The sequence below is a fragment of the Streptomonospora nanhaiensis genome, assembly GCF_013410565.1.
GTDB lineage: Bacteria > Actinomycetota > Actinomycetes > Streptosporangiales > Streptosporangiaceae > Streptomonospora > Streptomonospora nanhaiensis.
The window spans coordinates 86,193-98,847 of record NZ_JACCFO010000001.1; the positions used below are offsets into that span (position 1 = coordinate 86,193).

The window sequence follows — 12,655 nt, forward strand, 5'->3', positions numbered from 1 at the left end:
GGGGAGCGGGCCGGTGCCGCGGATCGGGGTGCGCGAGTTCCAGTTGGTGCTGCTGCGCCGGATGGCCGACTTCCAGCCCGGCCTGGTCGAGGACGCCGCACGGTCGCTGGGCGCCTCGCGCACCGAGGCCCGCGAGGTCAACGCCACCTGGCAGCGGATGCTGCGCTCGCCCCGCGCCCCCGCCGGGGTGCGCCGCTACACGACAGTGCTGGGCGCGCCCGAGAGCGACGGGGAGCGGGCCGTGGGCGACCTGACCTGCCGCGTCCTGCGCTGGCCGCTGCCGCTGTGGCCCCAGCTGCGGTTCGAGGTGGTGGCGCTGGGGGAGCGCGGTGGGGGCGGCGTGCTCCAGGAGTGGCTGGTGCGCGCGCCGGGCTCGCCGCCGCCCGCGCTGCGCGCGGTGGGCGACCTGGCGCCGTGGTCATGCGTGGTCGGGGACGTCGGGCGGGCGTTCGCCCCGGCCCAACCGCTGGAGGGCACCGCGCCCGCGCGCTGGCGGCTGGCCTTCACCGCCGACGACGGGGCCGGAGCCGCGCGCCGCTACGTCGCCGACTTCACCTGGGGGCTGCTCCAGGAGGTCCGGGCCTTGGTCCCCGCTCCGGCGGCGGGCGGGCCGGCGGCAGGCTGAGCACCCGCGCCCGGCGGCGGGCGCGGGTGCCGCGCGCTGGCGACCGGGCCGACCGGGTGCCGTCGGCCCGCGCCGGTGCTAGCGGCGGTTGCTGCGGCGGGACTGGCGCCGCATCAGGGTCGCGACGGTCACGAAGATGGTGGGGATCCCGATGATCAGCACGGCGATGACGATGAGTTCAGCGGTTCCGATCTCCATGATCGTGCGACTACCCGCTGGGGTGCGGCCCACACCGGGGTCAGCCCGCGCGCGGGCCGCTGAGCAGGGCCGCCACCTGGCCGGCCAGGGGCGGCGCCGACAGCCGGTTGTCGATCTCGGCGTGGGCGACGGGCGGCGGCTCGTCGGGCCGGACGCGGTCGAGGAACTCCGCGAACCTCTCGACCTTTCCGGAGTCGCGGGAGCGCCCGCGCAGGTCGAGCCGCTCTCTGAGGGTGGCGGCGTCGCTGCGCACCCACACCAGCCGGACCGGTTCGCCGCCCAGGTCGGCGGCCCAGGCCCGCCAGCGCGCGGGGTCGCGGATCTGCCCGGTGAAGGGCGCCACCAGCATGGCCGGGCAGCCGGCCGAGCGGATCTCGCGGGCGGCGGCGGTCATGCCCCCGTACTCGTGGACCTTGACGTGGGCGTCGTACCAGGCGCCTTCGCGCTCGCCGTAGGAGCGGCCGTGCGCGGCGAGCACCTCGGCGACGAACCCGCTGAACAGGGTGTCCTTGTCCAGCAGGGCGGGGACCGGGCGCAGGGCGGCCAGCAGCAGGCGGGCCACGGTGGACTTCCCGGCCCCGGGCGCACCGGCCACCACCCACACGGCGGCGAGGGAGGCGGGCGCGGGCCCGGCCGGGTCGGCGGTGCTCAGGAGTCGCCCAGGATGTCGGGGGCGTAGTACTCGTCCACCGGCATCGGGCCGCGGTAGCCCTGGCACATGCACTGGCGGTAGGTGCCGCCGCTCTGGCCGACCCAGCGGCCGGGGATGACGACCTGGGCCTGGCACAGCTTGGACTCCTGGTCGTGGAAGACCAGGTGGTGGCCGCAGCCGCAGATGGGCTGGGGCGTGCGCGGCGCCGCGGCGACGGCCGGCGGGGGGTGCGGGGCGGGGGAGCGCCGGGGGAGGAGGCGTCCGATCATCACGCCGCCGAGGGCTATGGCGGCTCCAACGACGAGGCTGACCGGATCCATCCTGCACCGCCCTCCGAAGAAGTTCTCTTCATTGTCGCCGAAGGCCCCGCGGAGCGCCCGGCGCCCCGGACCGATTCCGTGTCCATTCTGCGTCCGCAATCGGGCGGACGCCATGGCCACCCGGCGCGATTCGCCGCCGGGTGGCCGGGAGGGCGGGCCGGTCGCGGGATCAGGGCCGCAGGTAGGGCCGCACCCGCGCGGGCCGCTCCTGGGGGAGCGGCGGGAGGTTGGCGTTCTCGCTGCGGGGGTTGCCGCAGTAGCCGCAGGGATCGGTCCGGCTGGGGCGCTCGCACAGTCGGCAGGTCCAGGGCCCGGGATCGGGGGACTCCTTCACCGGGCCATCGGTGTCCGCCACGAGCTCACCTCCACCCGGTCGGGCGGGGCCTCCAGCAACCGCTCCAGCTGGTGGGGGTTGGGACTGGCGAGGGTCGGCGCCCAGTCCTTGCCCTCGGGCATCTTCGCGGGGTCGAGGGAGGCGAAGTAGACGCCGCCGAAATTCGCGCCGTCCATTGACGGCCAGACGTAATAGGCCGGATTGACCGCGTTGAGGTCGATTATGCGAATTGCTACATCGGAGGGAAGGGCGGCGATGATGTGATCGGGTGGCAGGCGCACACTGTCTCCAGGTGTCGAGAAACGGGTTGATGTTTACAGCGTCGCTCTGCCAACTTGCTTGGGTAAGAGGGGTGACACTGCCGTGAACGTTCTGGGGGAACCCGCACACGCAAAGAAACCTTGTGTGCGATCCTTGCCAACATGAACGCGCACCACCGCCAGTTCGGGGAGAAACTTCGCGAATGGCGCAAGAGCAAGTCGCTGACACTGGACCAGGTCGCGTCGCTCGCCAATCTCTCCAAATCCACGCTCAGCAAATTGGAGGGCGGGCAGCGGTCCACCGCTCTCGGCAACGTCGAACGCCTTGACCACCTGTACGAAGCGGGCGGGGAACTCGTCCAGGCCTGGCAGGAGTCACGGGAGCGGGCAGCCGACCCCCGTGGTTGAACGTGGTCCGAGAAAGTGAAGACCGGGCCACGGAGATCCGAAACTGGCATCCCTATCTGCTGCCCGGACTGCTCCAGACGCCCAGGTATGCGGAGATCCTGATCGGCCACGGCTCACCCGGCGAGAAGCCGGAGACCGTCGCCGCACTCGCCAAAGCCCGCTGTGAACGCCTCGGCCAACTGCGGGCCGAGTTCCGAGCGGTGATCTCCGAATAAGCGTTGCGGTCCGCCGTCGGATCGGCCGCCATCATGAGCGAGCAGCTTCAGCACCTGCTTGACGTCGGAGACCGCGCGCGTATCCAGGTGCTTCCCTCAAGCTGCGGGTTCTTCGGCGGGCTCACGGGATCGTTCCGACTGCTGTCCTTCGCCGACCGCACGCCTCGTGTCGAATGCGAGCACGCTGGAGGCTCCGTTCTGGTGTCCGACGCAGCCGAGGTTCGACGGCTGACCTCGGTGTTCAGCGAGCTATCAGGCTGGGCCTACGATTTCCGTACCAGCAGTGAGCTGATAAGGGAGGTTATGCATGGATACGCAGTGGAGGAAGAGTAGCTACTCTCAAGTCCGCGGCGATTGCGTGGAGGCGAGGCTCGCTGACGAGGGCGTCGTCGCCCTGATGAGAGACACCCGGAACCGGGACAAGGGCACTCTCGCCTTCCTTAAGGAGGAGTGGGCCGCCTTCCTGGCCGACGTCGACTCCCTCTGACACCCCTCGGGCAGTGCCCTGGACCCACGCCGAAACGCGTGGTGACCAGGGCATCTCTTTTTTGCCCTGTTTTACCGGACCCTGGTCGCCCGTGCGTGGATTCGCGCCTTGGGTGTCGTGCATCGTGAGGTCAGACCTAGTTCTCACAAAGACACCATGAGGAGCGGTACCACTGGTACGGCAGCCCCTCGACCCCGAGAGGAGCGCCAGCAATGAAGCGATCACGGGCGAACGGATGGGGCGTCTTCGGTGCGACGATGCTGTTCGTCGTCGGCGCCGTCAACATCGTCCAGGGCCTTGTCGGCATGTTCCGGCCCGCCTACTTCCTCGGTGCCGAGGGGACGCTGCTCGTCTTCAACTACCTGCTCTGGGGGCTGGTCCTGGGCATCTGGGGCGTGGTCCTCGTGCTCGCCGGGCTCGCGCTGCTCTCCGGGCAGATGTGGGCGCGGGTGTTCGCGGTCGTCCTGGCGGCCGTCAACGCCGTTGCCCAACTGGCCTTCATCACCGCGCACCCCTGGTGGTCGCTGGTGGTGATCGCCGTTGACCTGCTCATCGTCTACGGCATGACCGTCGGCTGGCCCGACGACCGCCGCCGCGACGCCTACGACGCCGGCCGCGCCGACGCCGACACCGCGCCCGCGCACTACGGCCAGGGCGCGCCCCGGGGCGGCCACATGTCCGGCCAGACCGGCGAGATGGTCGACCAGAGCGGCCGGCCCGCCTACGCGGGCCAGGGCGGCGAGCCCGCCGCCGCCGGGATGGGCGGTGAGCAGGGCTACGGAGAGTACGGCTACGGCGAACAGGGCTACCCCGCCCACAGCGGTGAGCGCGGGCAGGCCGCCGAGGGCGGCATGCGCGAGCCCGTTGCCGCCGGCGGGATGCGCGGTCAGCACGACTACAGCCAACCCATGGTCCAGGGCGACATGCCCCAGGGCGCCGGACCGACCGGTCCGCAGCAGCCCATGGGCTACACCGAGACCGGCCCGCGCGGGGCGATGGGCTACGGCGAGCAGCGGTCCGGCCAGGGCGAGTCGCGGGGCGTCGGGGAGCAGTGGATGCCCGACACCGGCGGGGGCCGCCGCCGCAAGCCGGACAGCGCCATGGGCGCCCCGGACCCGCGCCAGGGCGCGGAGCGCCCTCCGGGCACGCGGCCGGGCAAGCACGAGCAGCGGATGGGCTGACCGCGCCGCCGCGGCATCAGGCGGGCGGACGGCGATCGGCCTCCGCCGTCCGCTCCTGCCATACGTCGGGCGCCTTCGCGCAGCGAAGGCGCCCGACACGCGTTTCGGACCGAAAGCGGCCCGGCGTCAAAGCCCGGTCAGCCGCGCAGCTTCTTCAGCGCGGCGATGTCGGTGGCGTGCGGCCCGGCCGGGCCCGGCGTCTCGCACACCACCGGCACGCCCGCGCTCACCGGGTGGGTGAACAGCACCCCGAACGGCTCGGCGCCGATGTGGCCCGCGCCGATGTTCTCGTGGCGGTCCTTGTTGCTGCCGCAGGGCGCTTTGGAGTCGTTGGCGTGCACCAGTCGCAGCCGGTCGGCGCCGATGACCTCGCCGAAGCGGTCCAGCATCGCCGCCATGCCCGCCGGGGTCGACACGTCGTGCCCGGCGGCGAAGACGTGGGCGGTGTCCAGGCACACGGCGGCGCGCGGGTGCCAGTCCAGCGCGCCGAGGTAGCCCGCGAGGTCGTCCACCGTGGCGCACAGCACCTGGCCCTGGCCCGCCATCGGCTCCAGCAGCACCGGCGGCACGTCCTCGCCCAAGCGGTCCAGCAGCGGGACCAGCCGGTCGCGCATCCGCGCCAGGCCCTCCTCGCGCCCGCCGCGCACCGCCGAACCGGTGTGCACCACCACGCCCCGCGCGCCGATCGCGGCGCCGCGCACCAGGGCGTGCTCCAGGGAGGCCAGCGAGCGCTCGGCCACGGCGTCGTCGGGCGCGCCGAGGTTGATCAGGTAGGTGGCGTGCACGAACACCGGGAGCCCGGTGTCGGTGCGCTCGCGCAGCGCGGCGTCCTCGGCGGGGTCGCCGGCGGTGACCGCCCAGCCCCGGGGGTTGGAGACGAAGACCTGCACGGCCTCGGCGTCGACCTCGGCGGCGTAGGCGAGACCGCGGGTGGCCAGGCCGCCGGCGACGGGAACGTGCGCCCCGATGGGCGAAACGGCGAGATCAGTCATGATTCCCCCAGCTTAGAGGCTGCGTTACCGGTCTCATCCCCCGGCCGCGGGTGCCGCTGGCAGGATGGGGGCATGGCTGGAACCGCACGCGCGACCCGGTTCGCGCCCGACTGGGGGAGCGTCGCCCGAGGCGCCGCCGTGGGCGGCGCCGCGACGGTAGGGGTGGGCCTGGCCGCGCTCGGCGGCGGCTGGGCGGTGGACGCGCTGTTCGGCGCGCGGGTGGTGGGGGCCAACATCGGCGTGGGCATCGGGGTCCTCGCCGTGCGGCTGGTGGCCACGCCCCTGGTGGGCTGGGGGCTGCTGCGGGCGTGGGGGGTGCCGCGCGCGGGCGCGGCCGCCCTGTTCGGCACGGCGGCCTACCTGCTGCTGGCCCTGCCGGGCTGGACCGACCCCGCGCCGCCGGGGGTGGTGGCGGCCTGGCTGGTCCTGGGCGCGCTGGCCGGCGCGGTGGGCGCCTACGCGGGCGGCTGCACGGCGCCGGCGCGGCCCCGGGCCTGAGCGGACCGCCCCGGCCGCCGGGGTCTTGGACAGACGGTGCGGGCGCGGCGCCACCCCCTTCACGCCGTGGCGCGGGGCAAGGACGCCGCCGCCTGGCCGGCGCTGCGCCCTCACCGCTCCCCGGGCGCGGGGACGGCAACCGTACGCCGCCGCCACACCGGTGCGCCTGCCATGGTCCACTTCGCGGGTGGGCGCCCCGGTCAAGCGGCTTGGCCGCTGACGACCGCCGACCGGGGCACCCCTCCCGAAACGGCGCAGCTAGCTCTCGTCCACCTCGAAGATCAGGCAGAACGGGTGGCCCGCCGGGTCGGCGTAGACCCGGAAGTCCTGGCCCTCCTCGCCCCCGCCGAAGCGCTTGGCGCCCAGGGCCAGCACCGCCGCCTCGGCCGCCTCGATGTCCTCGACCCGCACGTCCAGGTGCGCCTGCTGGGAGCGGGCCGGATCGGGCCACTGCGGCGGCACGTGGTCGGGCACGTGCTGGAAGCAGACCATCGGGTCGTCGGGGCGGCCCAGTTCGATCCAGCCGCCGTCCACGCGGGTGACGGGCAGGCCGAGCAGTTCGGAGTAGAAGCGGGCGAGGGCCTGGGTGTCGGCGGCGTCCAGGACGACGGCCTCAAGGCGACCGATCATCGCGACGGCTCTTTTCGCGGGAGGAAGCGGTGCCGGTCACCGCCCGGAAGGGGCATCCTGCCCCACCCGCCGGCCGCCATGCCGGTCCAGCCCCGGTCCGGCCGCCCGGTTCGGGGCGGCCGGACCGGCGGCCGGAGGTCACGCGGCGGGCCGGCGCGCGTCCACCTCGATCTCGATCCTCATCCGGGGGTCGGCGAGGCCGCAGACGAGCATCGTGGCGGCGGGGCGGACCTCGCCGAAGCAGCGGCGCAGGACCGGCCAGCAGGGCTCGAAGTCGGCGCGGTCGGGCAGCAGGTAGCACACCCGCACCACGTCGGCGAGGGAGCACCCGGCCTCTGCCAGCGCGGCCCCGATGTTGCGCAGGCACTGCTCGGCCTGCTCCACCACGTCGTCGGAGACGGTCATGGTGGCGTAGTCGAACCCGGTCGTCCCCGACACGTGCACCCAGTCGCCCGCCACCACGGCGCGGGCATAGCCGATCTGCTCCTCAAAGGTCGAGCCGCTGAGGATCGAGCGTCGTTGCGTCATGCGCGGAACGCTAGGGCGAGCAGCGGCGATATGTCCAATACTTCCGTAGGTGGGAAGTGATATCACTAAGCGTATGGAGCGCCCCGAACTCCCCCTCGGGCAGCTGCACGTCTTCGTCGTGCTCGCCGAGGAACTGCACTTCGGCCGCGCCGCCGCCCGCCTGGGGATCGCCCAGCCGCCGCTGAGCCAGCAGATCCGCCGCCTGGAGGACCGGGTGGGCCACGCGCTGTTCCGCCGCGGACCGGGCGGCGTCGCGCTCACCCCGGCCGGGCGCGAGCTGCTGCCCGCCGCCCGGCGGGCCCTGTCCGGACTCGCCGAGGGACTGGCCGCCGCCCGGGCCGTGGGCGGCGGCCGCGCCGGCCGCCTGCGGATCGGCTTCGCCGCCTCGCTGGCCCTGACCGTGCTGCCCGGGCTGCTGCGCACCTACCGGCAGCGCCACCCCGGCGTGGACCTGGACATCCGCGAGATGACCACCGCGCCGCAGCTCGCCGCCCTGCACGAGGGGACCATCGACGTCGGCCTGCTGCGCGAGCCCCCCGCCGAGGAGGAGGGGGCGCTGGGGTTCCGGACGGTGCTGCGCGAACCGTTCGCCGCCGTGCTGCCGGCGGCCCACCCCCTGGCCGCGCGGCGGACCGTGCGGCTCGCCGAACTGGCCGACGAGCCGTTCGTCCTGCTGCCGCGCGCGGTCGGCCCGCAGCTCTACGACCAGATCGTGGGCCTGTGCGCCGAGGCGGGGTTCACGCCCCGGATCGCCCAGCACGCGGTGGAGTGGCAGACCGTGTGCGCGCTCGTGGAGACCGGCCTGGGGGTCTCGCTGGCTCCGGCGAGCATCCGGCGCATCCGCCTCCAAGGGGTCGCCTTCCGCCGCATCGACCCCGGCGGCGCCCGCACGCGGGTCGCCGTCGCCTGGCGCCGCGACGACCCCGGCCCCCTGGTGGCGCAACTGCTGGCGGCCGTCGGCGGCGAGCCGCCCCCGAGGGGCTAGCCGCGGTGCGCCGGGGCCGCCTCGGCCGCGGCCGAGGGCTCCCGCGTGAGCGGCTGCGCGCGGGGCCGGCGGGCGAACCTCTCGACGGCCTCCGGGGTGACCGGCGTGAAGAGGTTGAGGAGGTTGCCGTCGGGGTCGCGGAACAGCAGCGACCGGTTGCCCCAGGGCATCGTGGTGGGCTCCGTGACGACGTCCGCGGCGACGCCCGCCAGGTCCCGGTGCGCGCGGTCCACGTCGTCGACGAGGAACTCGATGATCACACTGCGGTTGTCCGCCGGGCGGGCGGAGCCCGGGGCGAACAGGGGGACGGTGCCCTCGCCGGCGATCGCCAGGGTGCCGCCCGCGGCCGTGAGTTCGGCGAACTGCGCTGTGGCCCAGGCGGCCCGCACCCCCAGGACCCGCTCGTAGAACGCGACGAGGCGCGCCACGTCGGCGGTGATGATGCGGACAGAGGCGAACTCCATGGGGATCTCCTTGGCTGTGCCGGAAGCGTGCACAGCGCAGGCTAGAGGAAATAGTGGACAGAATCGGTCCGGTAATCGCGGTAGTTTGTGCGCATGCCCCGACCCGCTGCCCGCGTGCTGACGCTGCTGGAACTGCTCCAGTCGGGCGGCACCCGGACGGTGGCCGAACTGGCCGACCGGCTCGGTGTCGACGGGCGCACCGTGCGGCGGTACGTGGGCCAGTTGATCGACCTGGACGTGCCCGTGGAATCGGTGCGCGGCCGCTACGGCGGGTACCGGCTCGGCACCGGCTACCGCCTGCCCCCGCTCATGCTCGGCGACGACGAGGCGCTGGCCGTGCTGCTCGGCCTGATCGCCAGCCGCCGGGCAGGGCTGACGACGGCGCAGCGCACGGCGAACGAGACGGCCTCGGCGAAGATCCGGCGGGTGCTGCCCGCGCACACCGCCCGCCGGCTCGACACGCTCCTGGAGGCCCTCGCCTTCACCGAGGAGCCGGGGGAGTTCGACACCCCGGACGCCGGGGTCCTGCTCACCGTCGCCGACGCGGTGCGCCACCGGAGGCCGGTCGCGATCCGCTACACCGACCGCGGCAGACGGCGCAGCGAACGCACCCTGCACGCGTACGGGATCGTCGCGCACGCGGGCCGGTGGTATGTCACCGGCCGGGACGCCGGGATCGGCGAGGACCGGACCCTCCGGCTCGACCGCATCGCGGACGCGCGGGCCCTGCCCGGGACGTTCGAGGCACCCGCCGGCCCCGATCCGGCGCGGCGCGTGCTGGCGGCGCTGGCCACGGCCGACTACCGGCACGAGGTGACCCTGCGGATCCACGGGACGGTCGAGCAGATCCGCGCCCGCCTGCCCGCCGGTATCGCCGCCCTGGAGGAGGGCGGGCCCCAGCCCGAGCCCGCGGCCGGTCAGGACCGGGCGGGTGAGCGCTGGCGGCGCGTGGAGCTGCGGGCGGAGCGGCTCGACTGGCTGCCCCCGGTGCTCGCCGCGCTCGACCGCCCGTTCGTCATCGAGCGCCCCGACGAGCTGCGCGGCCTCGTCGCCGCGCTCGCCGACCGTCTCGCGTCCTACGCCCGCCAGGCCCCGCCGCGCGGAGTCGGCGCCGCGGCGCGGCGCGGCTAGTCGTCGCCCGCCTCGCCGTCCTCCTCGGTCATGGCGTCCACGCACACGGCCACGCTGAGCACCAGCGCGGGGTCGCCGCCGGCGTCGGTGCGGTAGGTGTTGACGTCCACCGCGTAGGTGTCGCGGATGCGGAACCACTTGCGGGAGATGTGGGCGACCGTGCCGTTGGGGTCGCTGATCACGTACTCCTTGCCGAGGAAGTCGCCGCTGACCTCCCAGTCGTCGGCGTCCTTGAGGTCCACCACGAACTTGTCCTTGATGGGGTTGATGATGCGCTTGCGCACGGTGGCCACCGTGTCGCCGTCGCGCTCGATCTTCATGGCGTCGCGCACGCTGAGCAGCTTCTTGCGGATGGTGAGCAGTTCGTTGCCCTCGGCGTCCTTGAGCTCGAAGGTGGTGCGGATCCGCATCGCCTTGCCGTCGACCAGGAAGACCCGCCGGTCCGCCTCGTCGGTCACCCAGTAGTCGTCGCCGATGTCGAACATGCGCTCACGAACCAGGAACTTCACGGCCGCCCCATCCTTGTCGCGTTGGCCCCGGCTCCGGGCGCCGGGGGTCGCTGACGACGCTAGGCGACGGCCCCGGCCGGGACAAGGCGGAGCGGCCGGGCGCGCGGCGCGCCGCGTCCGGGCCGTCCCCACCGGGCCCGCCGCGCGCCCGGCGCCGCGTCGCGCGCGGGCGCGGTGCCCACACCGGCCGAGCCGCTAATCTGCGGTCCGTGACACAGACTCCCGCTGACCCCGCAGTCCCGCCCGCCGACGGGCCGGCCCCGCCGCCCAGCCTGGCCGAGGTGACCGCCGCCTTCGAGCGGATCTACGACCCCGCCTGGGCCGCGTCCTGGGACGCGGTCGGGCTGGTGTGCGGCGACCCCGCCCAGCCGGTGCGGCGGGTGCTGTTCGCCGTGGACCCGGTGGCCGCCGTGGTCGAGGAGGCCCTGGAGTGGGGCGCCGACCTCGTCATCACCCACCACCCGCTGCTGCTGCGCGGTGTCACCAGCGTCGCCGCCACCACGCCCAAGGGCCGGCTGGTGCACCGGTTGATCGCCGCGGGCACCGCCCTCTACACCGCGCACACCAACGCCGACACCGCCGTGCCCGGGGTCTCCGACGCGCTGGCGGCGGCCGTGGGGCTCACCGGCGACCTCGACCCGCTCGAACCCGACCCCGCCGACCCGGCCGGGCGCCGGGGCATCGGCCGCGTCGGCACCCTGCCCGAGCCCGTCGCGCTGCGCGACTTCGCCGCCCGCGCCGCCGCCGGGCTGCCGCGCACGGCGGGCGGCATCCGCGTCAGCGGCGACCCCGACCGCCCGGTGCGCCGCGTCGCGGTCTCCGGCGGCGCCGGGGACTCCCTGCTGGGCCGCGCCCGCGCCGCCGGGGTGGACGTGTTCCTCACCTCCGACCTGCGCCACCACCCCGCCTCGGAGTTCGCCGAACACGGCGACATCGCGCTGATCGACACCGCGCACTGGGCCAGCGAGTGGCCCTGGCTGGCCGACGGCGCCGCGCGGCTGGCGAGCGCGCTGGGCGGGGAACGGGCTAACGTGGAGACCCGCGTATCCGAGATCGTCACCGACGCCTGGTCACTGGCGATCTGACCCGCCCCCGCACCACCCGATCCCTTCGGCGGCCCCGCGGCCGGCCGCCACCGCCTCCAACGCCGCACAAGGAGCCTGGAACCCAAGTGAAAGCAGAACCCGCCGACCAGGTGCGCCTGCTCGACCTGCAGGAGATCGACAGCCGGCTGGCCCAGCTGGCCCACCGGGTCCGCACCCTGCCCGAGATCGCCGAAATCCAGCGGCTCGACTCCCGCATCACCGAGCTGCGCGACCGCAAGGCCGTCGTCGCCACCACGCTGTCCGACCTGGACCGCGAGCAGCGCAAGGCCGAGTCCGACGTGGAGCAGGTGCGCGCCCGCGCCGAGCGCGACACCAAGCGCCTGGACTCCGGCCAGGTGGGCTCGCCCAAGGACCTGGAGCACCTCCAGGCGGAGATCGTGTCCCTCCAGCGCCGCCAGGGCGAGCTGGAGGACATCGTCCTGGGTGTGATGGAGCGCCGCGAGGCCGCCGAGGCCGAGGACGCCGAACTCGACAAGGAGCTGGCCGCGGCGCAGGCCGAGCGCGAGGCGGCCGAGGACCGGCGCTCCTCGGCGGTGCTGGAGATCGAGGCCGACCGCGACAACGAGGCCACCCGGCGCGAGCGGGTGGCCGCCGAGATCCCCGGCGACCTCCTCACCCTCTACACCAAGCTGCGCGACCAGTACCAGGGGGTCGGCGCGGCGGCGCTGCGCTACGGCCGCTGCGAGGGCTGCAAGCTGGCGCTGAGCACGGCCGAGCTGGGCCAGATCCGCCAGTCGCCGCCTGATGAGGTGCTGCGCTGCGAGGAGTGCCGGCGCATCCTCATCCGCACCGAGGAGTCGGGCCTCTAGCACCGGTTCCGCCGGGGTACCGGGGCGCGGCGCGCCCTTGACGCGCCGTGCGGCGGCCCCCGGTGGGTGCGGGCCGCGCACGGCACACACCCTCGCCGCCCGGTGCGGCGCGGCGGTGCACGGCATGCCGCGCCCGCTCCCGGGTATCACCCGCCGGCGGGCCGCCGCACCGTTGGCGGCGGCCCGGGGCGAACGCAGACGACGACGCGGAGGCAGGCCAGGCATGGCAGACGAGGTCCGGAGGGCGGCGCGGTGCCGCACGGCGCGGGGCGCGGCGGGACGGCGGCCGAAGCGGCCCGGGCGGCCGGTGCCGCCGCGCGCGG

General features: G+C 74.6%; 18 protein-coding genes and 1 pseudogene. 10 read left to right on the top strand and 9 right to left on the bottom strand.

What is annotated here, in order from left to right:
* The first annotated feature begins 13 nt into the window (after positions 1-13).
* On the top strand, positions 14-625 hold the full coding sequence (locus tag HNR12_RS00355) for a hypothetical protein (RefSeq protein ID WP_179765571.1): 612 nt from the start codon (positions 14-16) through the stop codon (positions 623-625).
* Between the two features lie 238 nt (positions 626-863).
* Here HNR12_RS00355 and HNR12_RS00360 read toward each other — a convergent pair whose 3' ends face one another.
* From HNR12_RS00360 to HNR12_RS00375, 4 genes are all read right to left on the bottom strand, one after another.
* Entirely contained in the window at positions 864-1,418 is a 555-nt protein-coding gene (locus tag HNR12_RS00360; RefSeq protein ID WP_308118670.1) for an AAA family ATPase, read from the bottom strand.
* Between the two features lie 53 nt (positions 1,419-1,471).
* The gene (locus HNR12_RS00365; protein ID WP_179765572.1) at positions 1,472-1,795 is read right to left on the bottom strand and encodes a hypothetical protein; all 324 of its coding nucleotides are present in this window, start codon (positions 1,793-1,795) and stop codon (positions 1,472-1,474) included.
* A gap of 169 nt (positions 1,796-1,964) precedes the next feature.
* A complete protein-coding gene (locus tag HNR12_RS00370) occupies positions 1,965-2,150 on the bottom strand; it encodes a hypothetical protein (RefSeq protein WP_179765573.1) in 186 nt (61 codons plus the stop codon).
* Positions 2,126-2,305, bottom strand: coding sequence for a hypothetical protein (locus tag HNR12_RS00375; protein ID WP_179765574.1), 180 nt, complete (start codon positions 2,303-2,305; stop codon positions 2,126-2,128). The genes HNR12_RS00370 and HNR12_RS00375 overlap by 25 nt, the downstream gene beginning before the upstream one ends.
* 246 nt (positions 2,306-2,551) lie before the next feature.
* Here HNR12_RS00375 and HNR12_RS00380 point away from each other — a divergent pair, with 246 nt between their 5' ends.
* The 4 genes and pseudogenes from HNR12_RS00380 to HNR12_RS00395 all read left to right on the top strand — a co-directional run bounded on the left by HNR12_RS00380 (position 2,552) and on the right by HNR12_RS00395 (position 4,680).
* The gene (locus tag HNR12_RS00380; protein ID WP_179765575.1) at positions 2,552-2,797 is read left to right on the top strand and encodes a helix-turn-helix domain-containing protein; all 246 of its coding nucleotides are present in this window, start codon (positions 2,552-2,554) and stop codon (positions 2,795-2,797) included.
* Between the two features lie 2 nt (positions 2,798-2,799).
* A pseudogene (locus HNR12_RS28060) lies at positions 2,800-3,345 on the top strand (DUF5753 domain-containing protein).
* Entirely contained in the window at positions 3,320-3,499 is a 180-nt protein-coding gene (locus tag HNR12_RS00390; protein ID WP_179765577.1) for a DUF397 domain-containing protein, read from the top strand. The pseudogene HNR12_RS28060 and the gene HNR12_RS00390 overlap by 26 nt, the downstream one beginning before the upstream one ends.
* A 212-nt stretch (positions 3,500-3,711) precedes the next feature.
* Positions 3,712-4,680, top strand: a complete 969-nt coding sequence (locus HNR12_RS00395; RefSeq protein WP_179765578.1) for a DUF7144 family membrane protein — start codon at positions 3,712-3,714, stop codon at positions 4,678-4,680.
* Positions 4,681-4,817: 137 nt separating this feature from the next.
* On the opposite strand, the gene HNR12_RS00400 is transcribed toward HNR12_RS00395, so the two are convergent.
* Positions 4,818-5,672 (bottom strand): deoxyribonuclease IV, encoded by an 855-nt coding sequence (locus tag HNR12_RS00400; protein WP_179765579.1) that lies wholly within the window; start codon positions 5,670-5,672, stop codon positions 4,818-4,820.
* Between the two features lie 72 nt (positions 5,673-5,744).
* On the opposite strand from HNR12_RS00400, the gene HNR12_RS00405 reads away from it, so the two are divergent.
* Positions 5,745-6,170, top strand: coding sequence for a hypothetical protein (locus HNR12_RS00405; protein WP_179765580.1), 426 nt, complete (start codon positions 5,745-5,747; stop codon positions 6,168-6,170).
* A gap of 258 nt (positions 6,171-6,428) precedes the next feature.
* Here the strand turns inward: HNR12_RS00405 and HNR12_RS00410 are convergent, their stop codons facing one another.
* Both HNR12_RS00410 and HNR12_RS00415 read right to left on the bottom strand, forming a co-directional pair.
* The gene (locus tag HNR12_RS00410) at positions 6,429-6,800 is read right to left on the bottom strand and encodes a VOC family protein (protein ID WP_179765581.1); all 372 of its coding nucleotides are present in this window, start codon (positions 6,798-6,800) and stop codon (positions 6,429-6,431) included.
* A 138-nt stretch (positions 6,801-6,938) separates the two neighbouring features.
* Positions 6,939-7,328 (bottom strand): RidA family protein, encoded by a 390-nt coding sequence (locus tag HNR12_RS00415; protein WP_179765582.1) that lies wholly within the window; start codon positions 7,326-7,328, stop codon positions 6,939-6,941.
* Positions 7,329-7,401: 73 nt separating this feature from the next.
* Between HNR12_RS00415 and HNR12_RS00420 the strand changes: the two genes are divergently transcribed.
* Positions 7,402-8,313: a LysR family transcriptional regulator gene (locus HNR12_RS00420; protein WP_179765583.1), complete on the top strand. Its 912-nt coding sequence runs from the start codon at positions 7,402-7,404 to the stop codon at positions 8,311-8,313.
* Here HNR12_RS00420 and HNR12_RS00425 read toward each other — a convergent pair.
* Positions 8,310-8,777 (bottom strand): VOC family protein, encoded by a 468-nt coding sequence (locus HNR12_RS00425; protein WP_179765584.1) that lies wholly within the window; start codon positions 8,775-8,777, stop codon positions 8,310-8,312. The genes HNR12_RS00420 and HNR12_RS00425 overlap by 4 nt on opposite strands.
* A 93-nt stretch (positions 8,778-8,870) precedes the next feature.
* On the opposite strand from HNR12_RS00425, the gene HNR12_RS00430 reads away from it, so the two are divergent.
* A complete protein-coding gene (locus HNR12_RS00430; protein WP_179765585.1) occupies positions 8,871-9,908 on the top strand; it encodes a helix-turn-helix transcriptional regulator in 1,038 nt (345 codons plus the stop codon).
* On the opposite strand, the gene HNR12_RS00435 is transcribed toward HNR12_RS00430, so the two are convergent.
* A complete protein-coding gene (locus tag HNR12_RS00435; protein ID WP_179765586.1) occupies positions 9,905-10,417 on the bottom strand; it encodes an LURP-one-related/scramblase family protein in 513 nt (170 codons plus the stop codon). The genes HNR12_RS00430 and HNR12_RS00435 overlap by 4 nt on opposite strands.
* Before the next feature lie 281 nt (positions 10,418-10,698).
* Here HNR12_RS00435 and HNR12_RS00440 point away from each other — a divergent pair, with 281 nt between their 5' ends.
* Positions 10,699-11,502: a Nif3-like dinuclear metal center hexameric protein gene (locus HNR12_RS00440; RefSeq protein WP_179770292.1), complete on the top strand. Its 804-nt coding sequence runs from the start codon at positions 10,699-10,701 to the stop codon at positions 11,500-11,502.
* An 86-nt stretch (positions 11,503-11,588) separates the two neighbouring features.
* Positions 11,589-12,332 (top strand): zinc ribbon domain-containing protein, encoded by a 744-nt coding sequence (locus tag HNR12_RS00445; protein WP_179765587.1) that lies wholly within the window; start codon positions 11,589-11,591, stop codon positions 12,330-12,332.
* Positions 12,333-12,655: the final 323 nt, after the last annotated feature.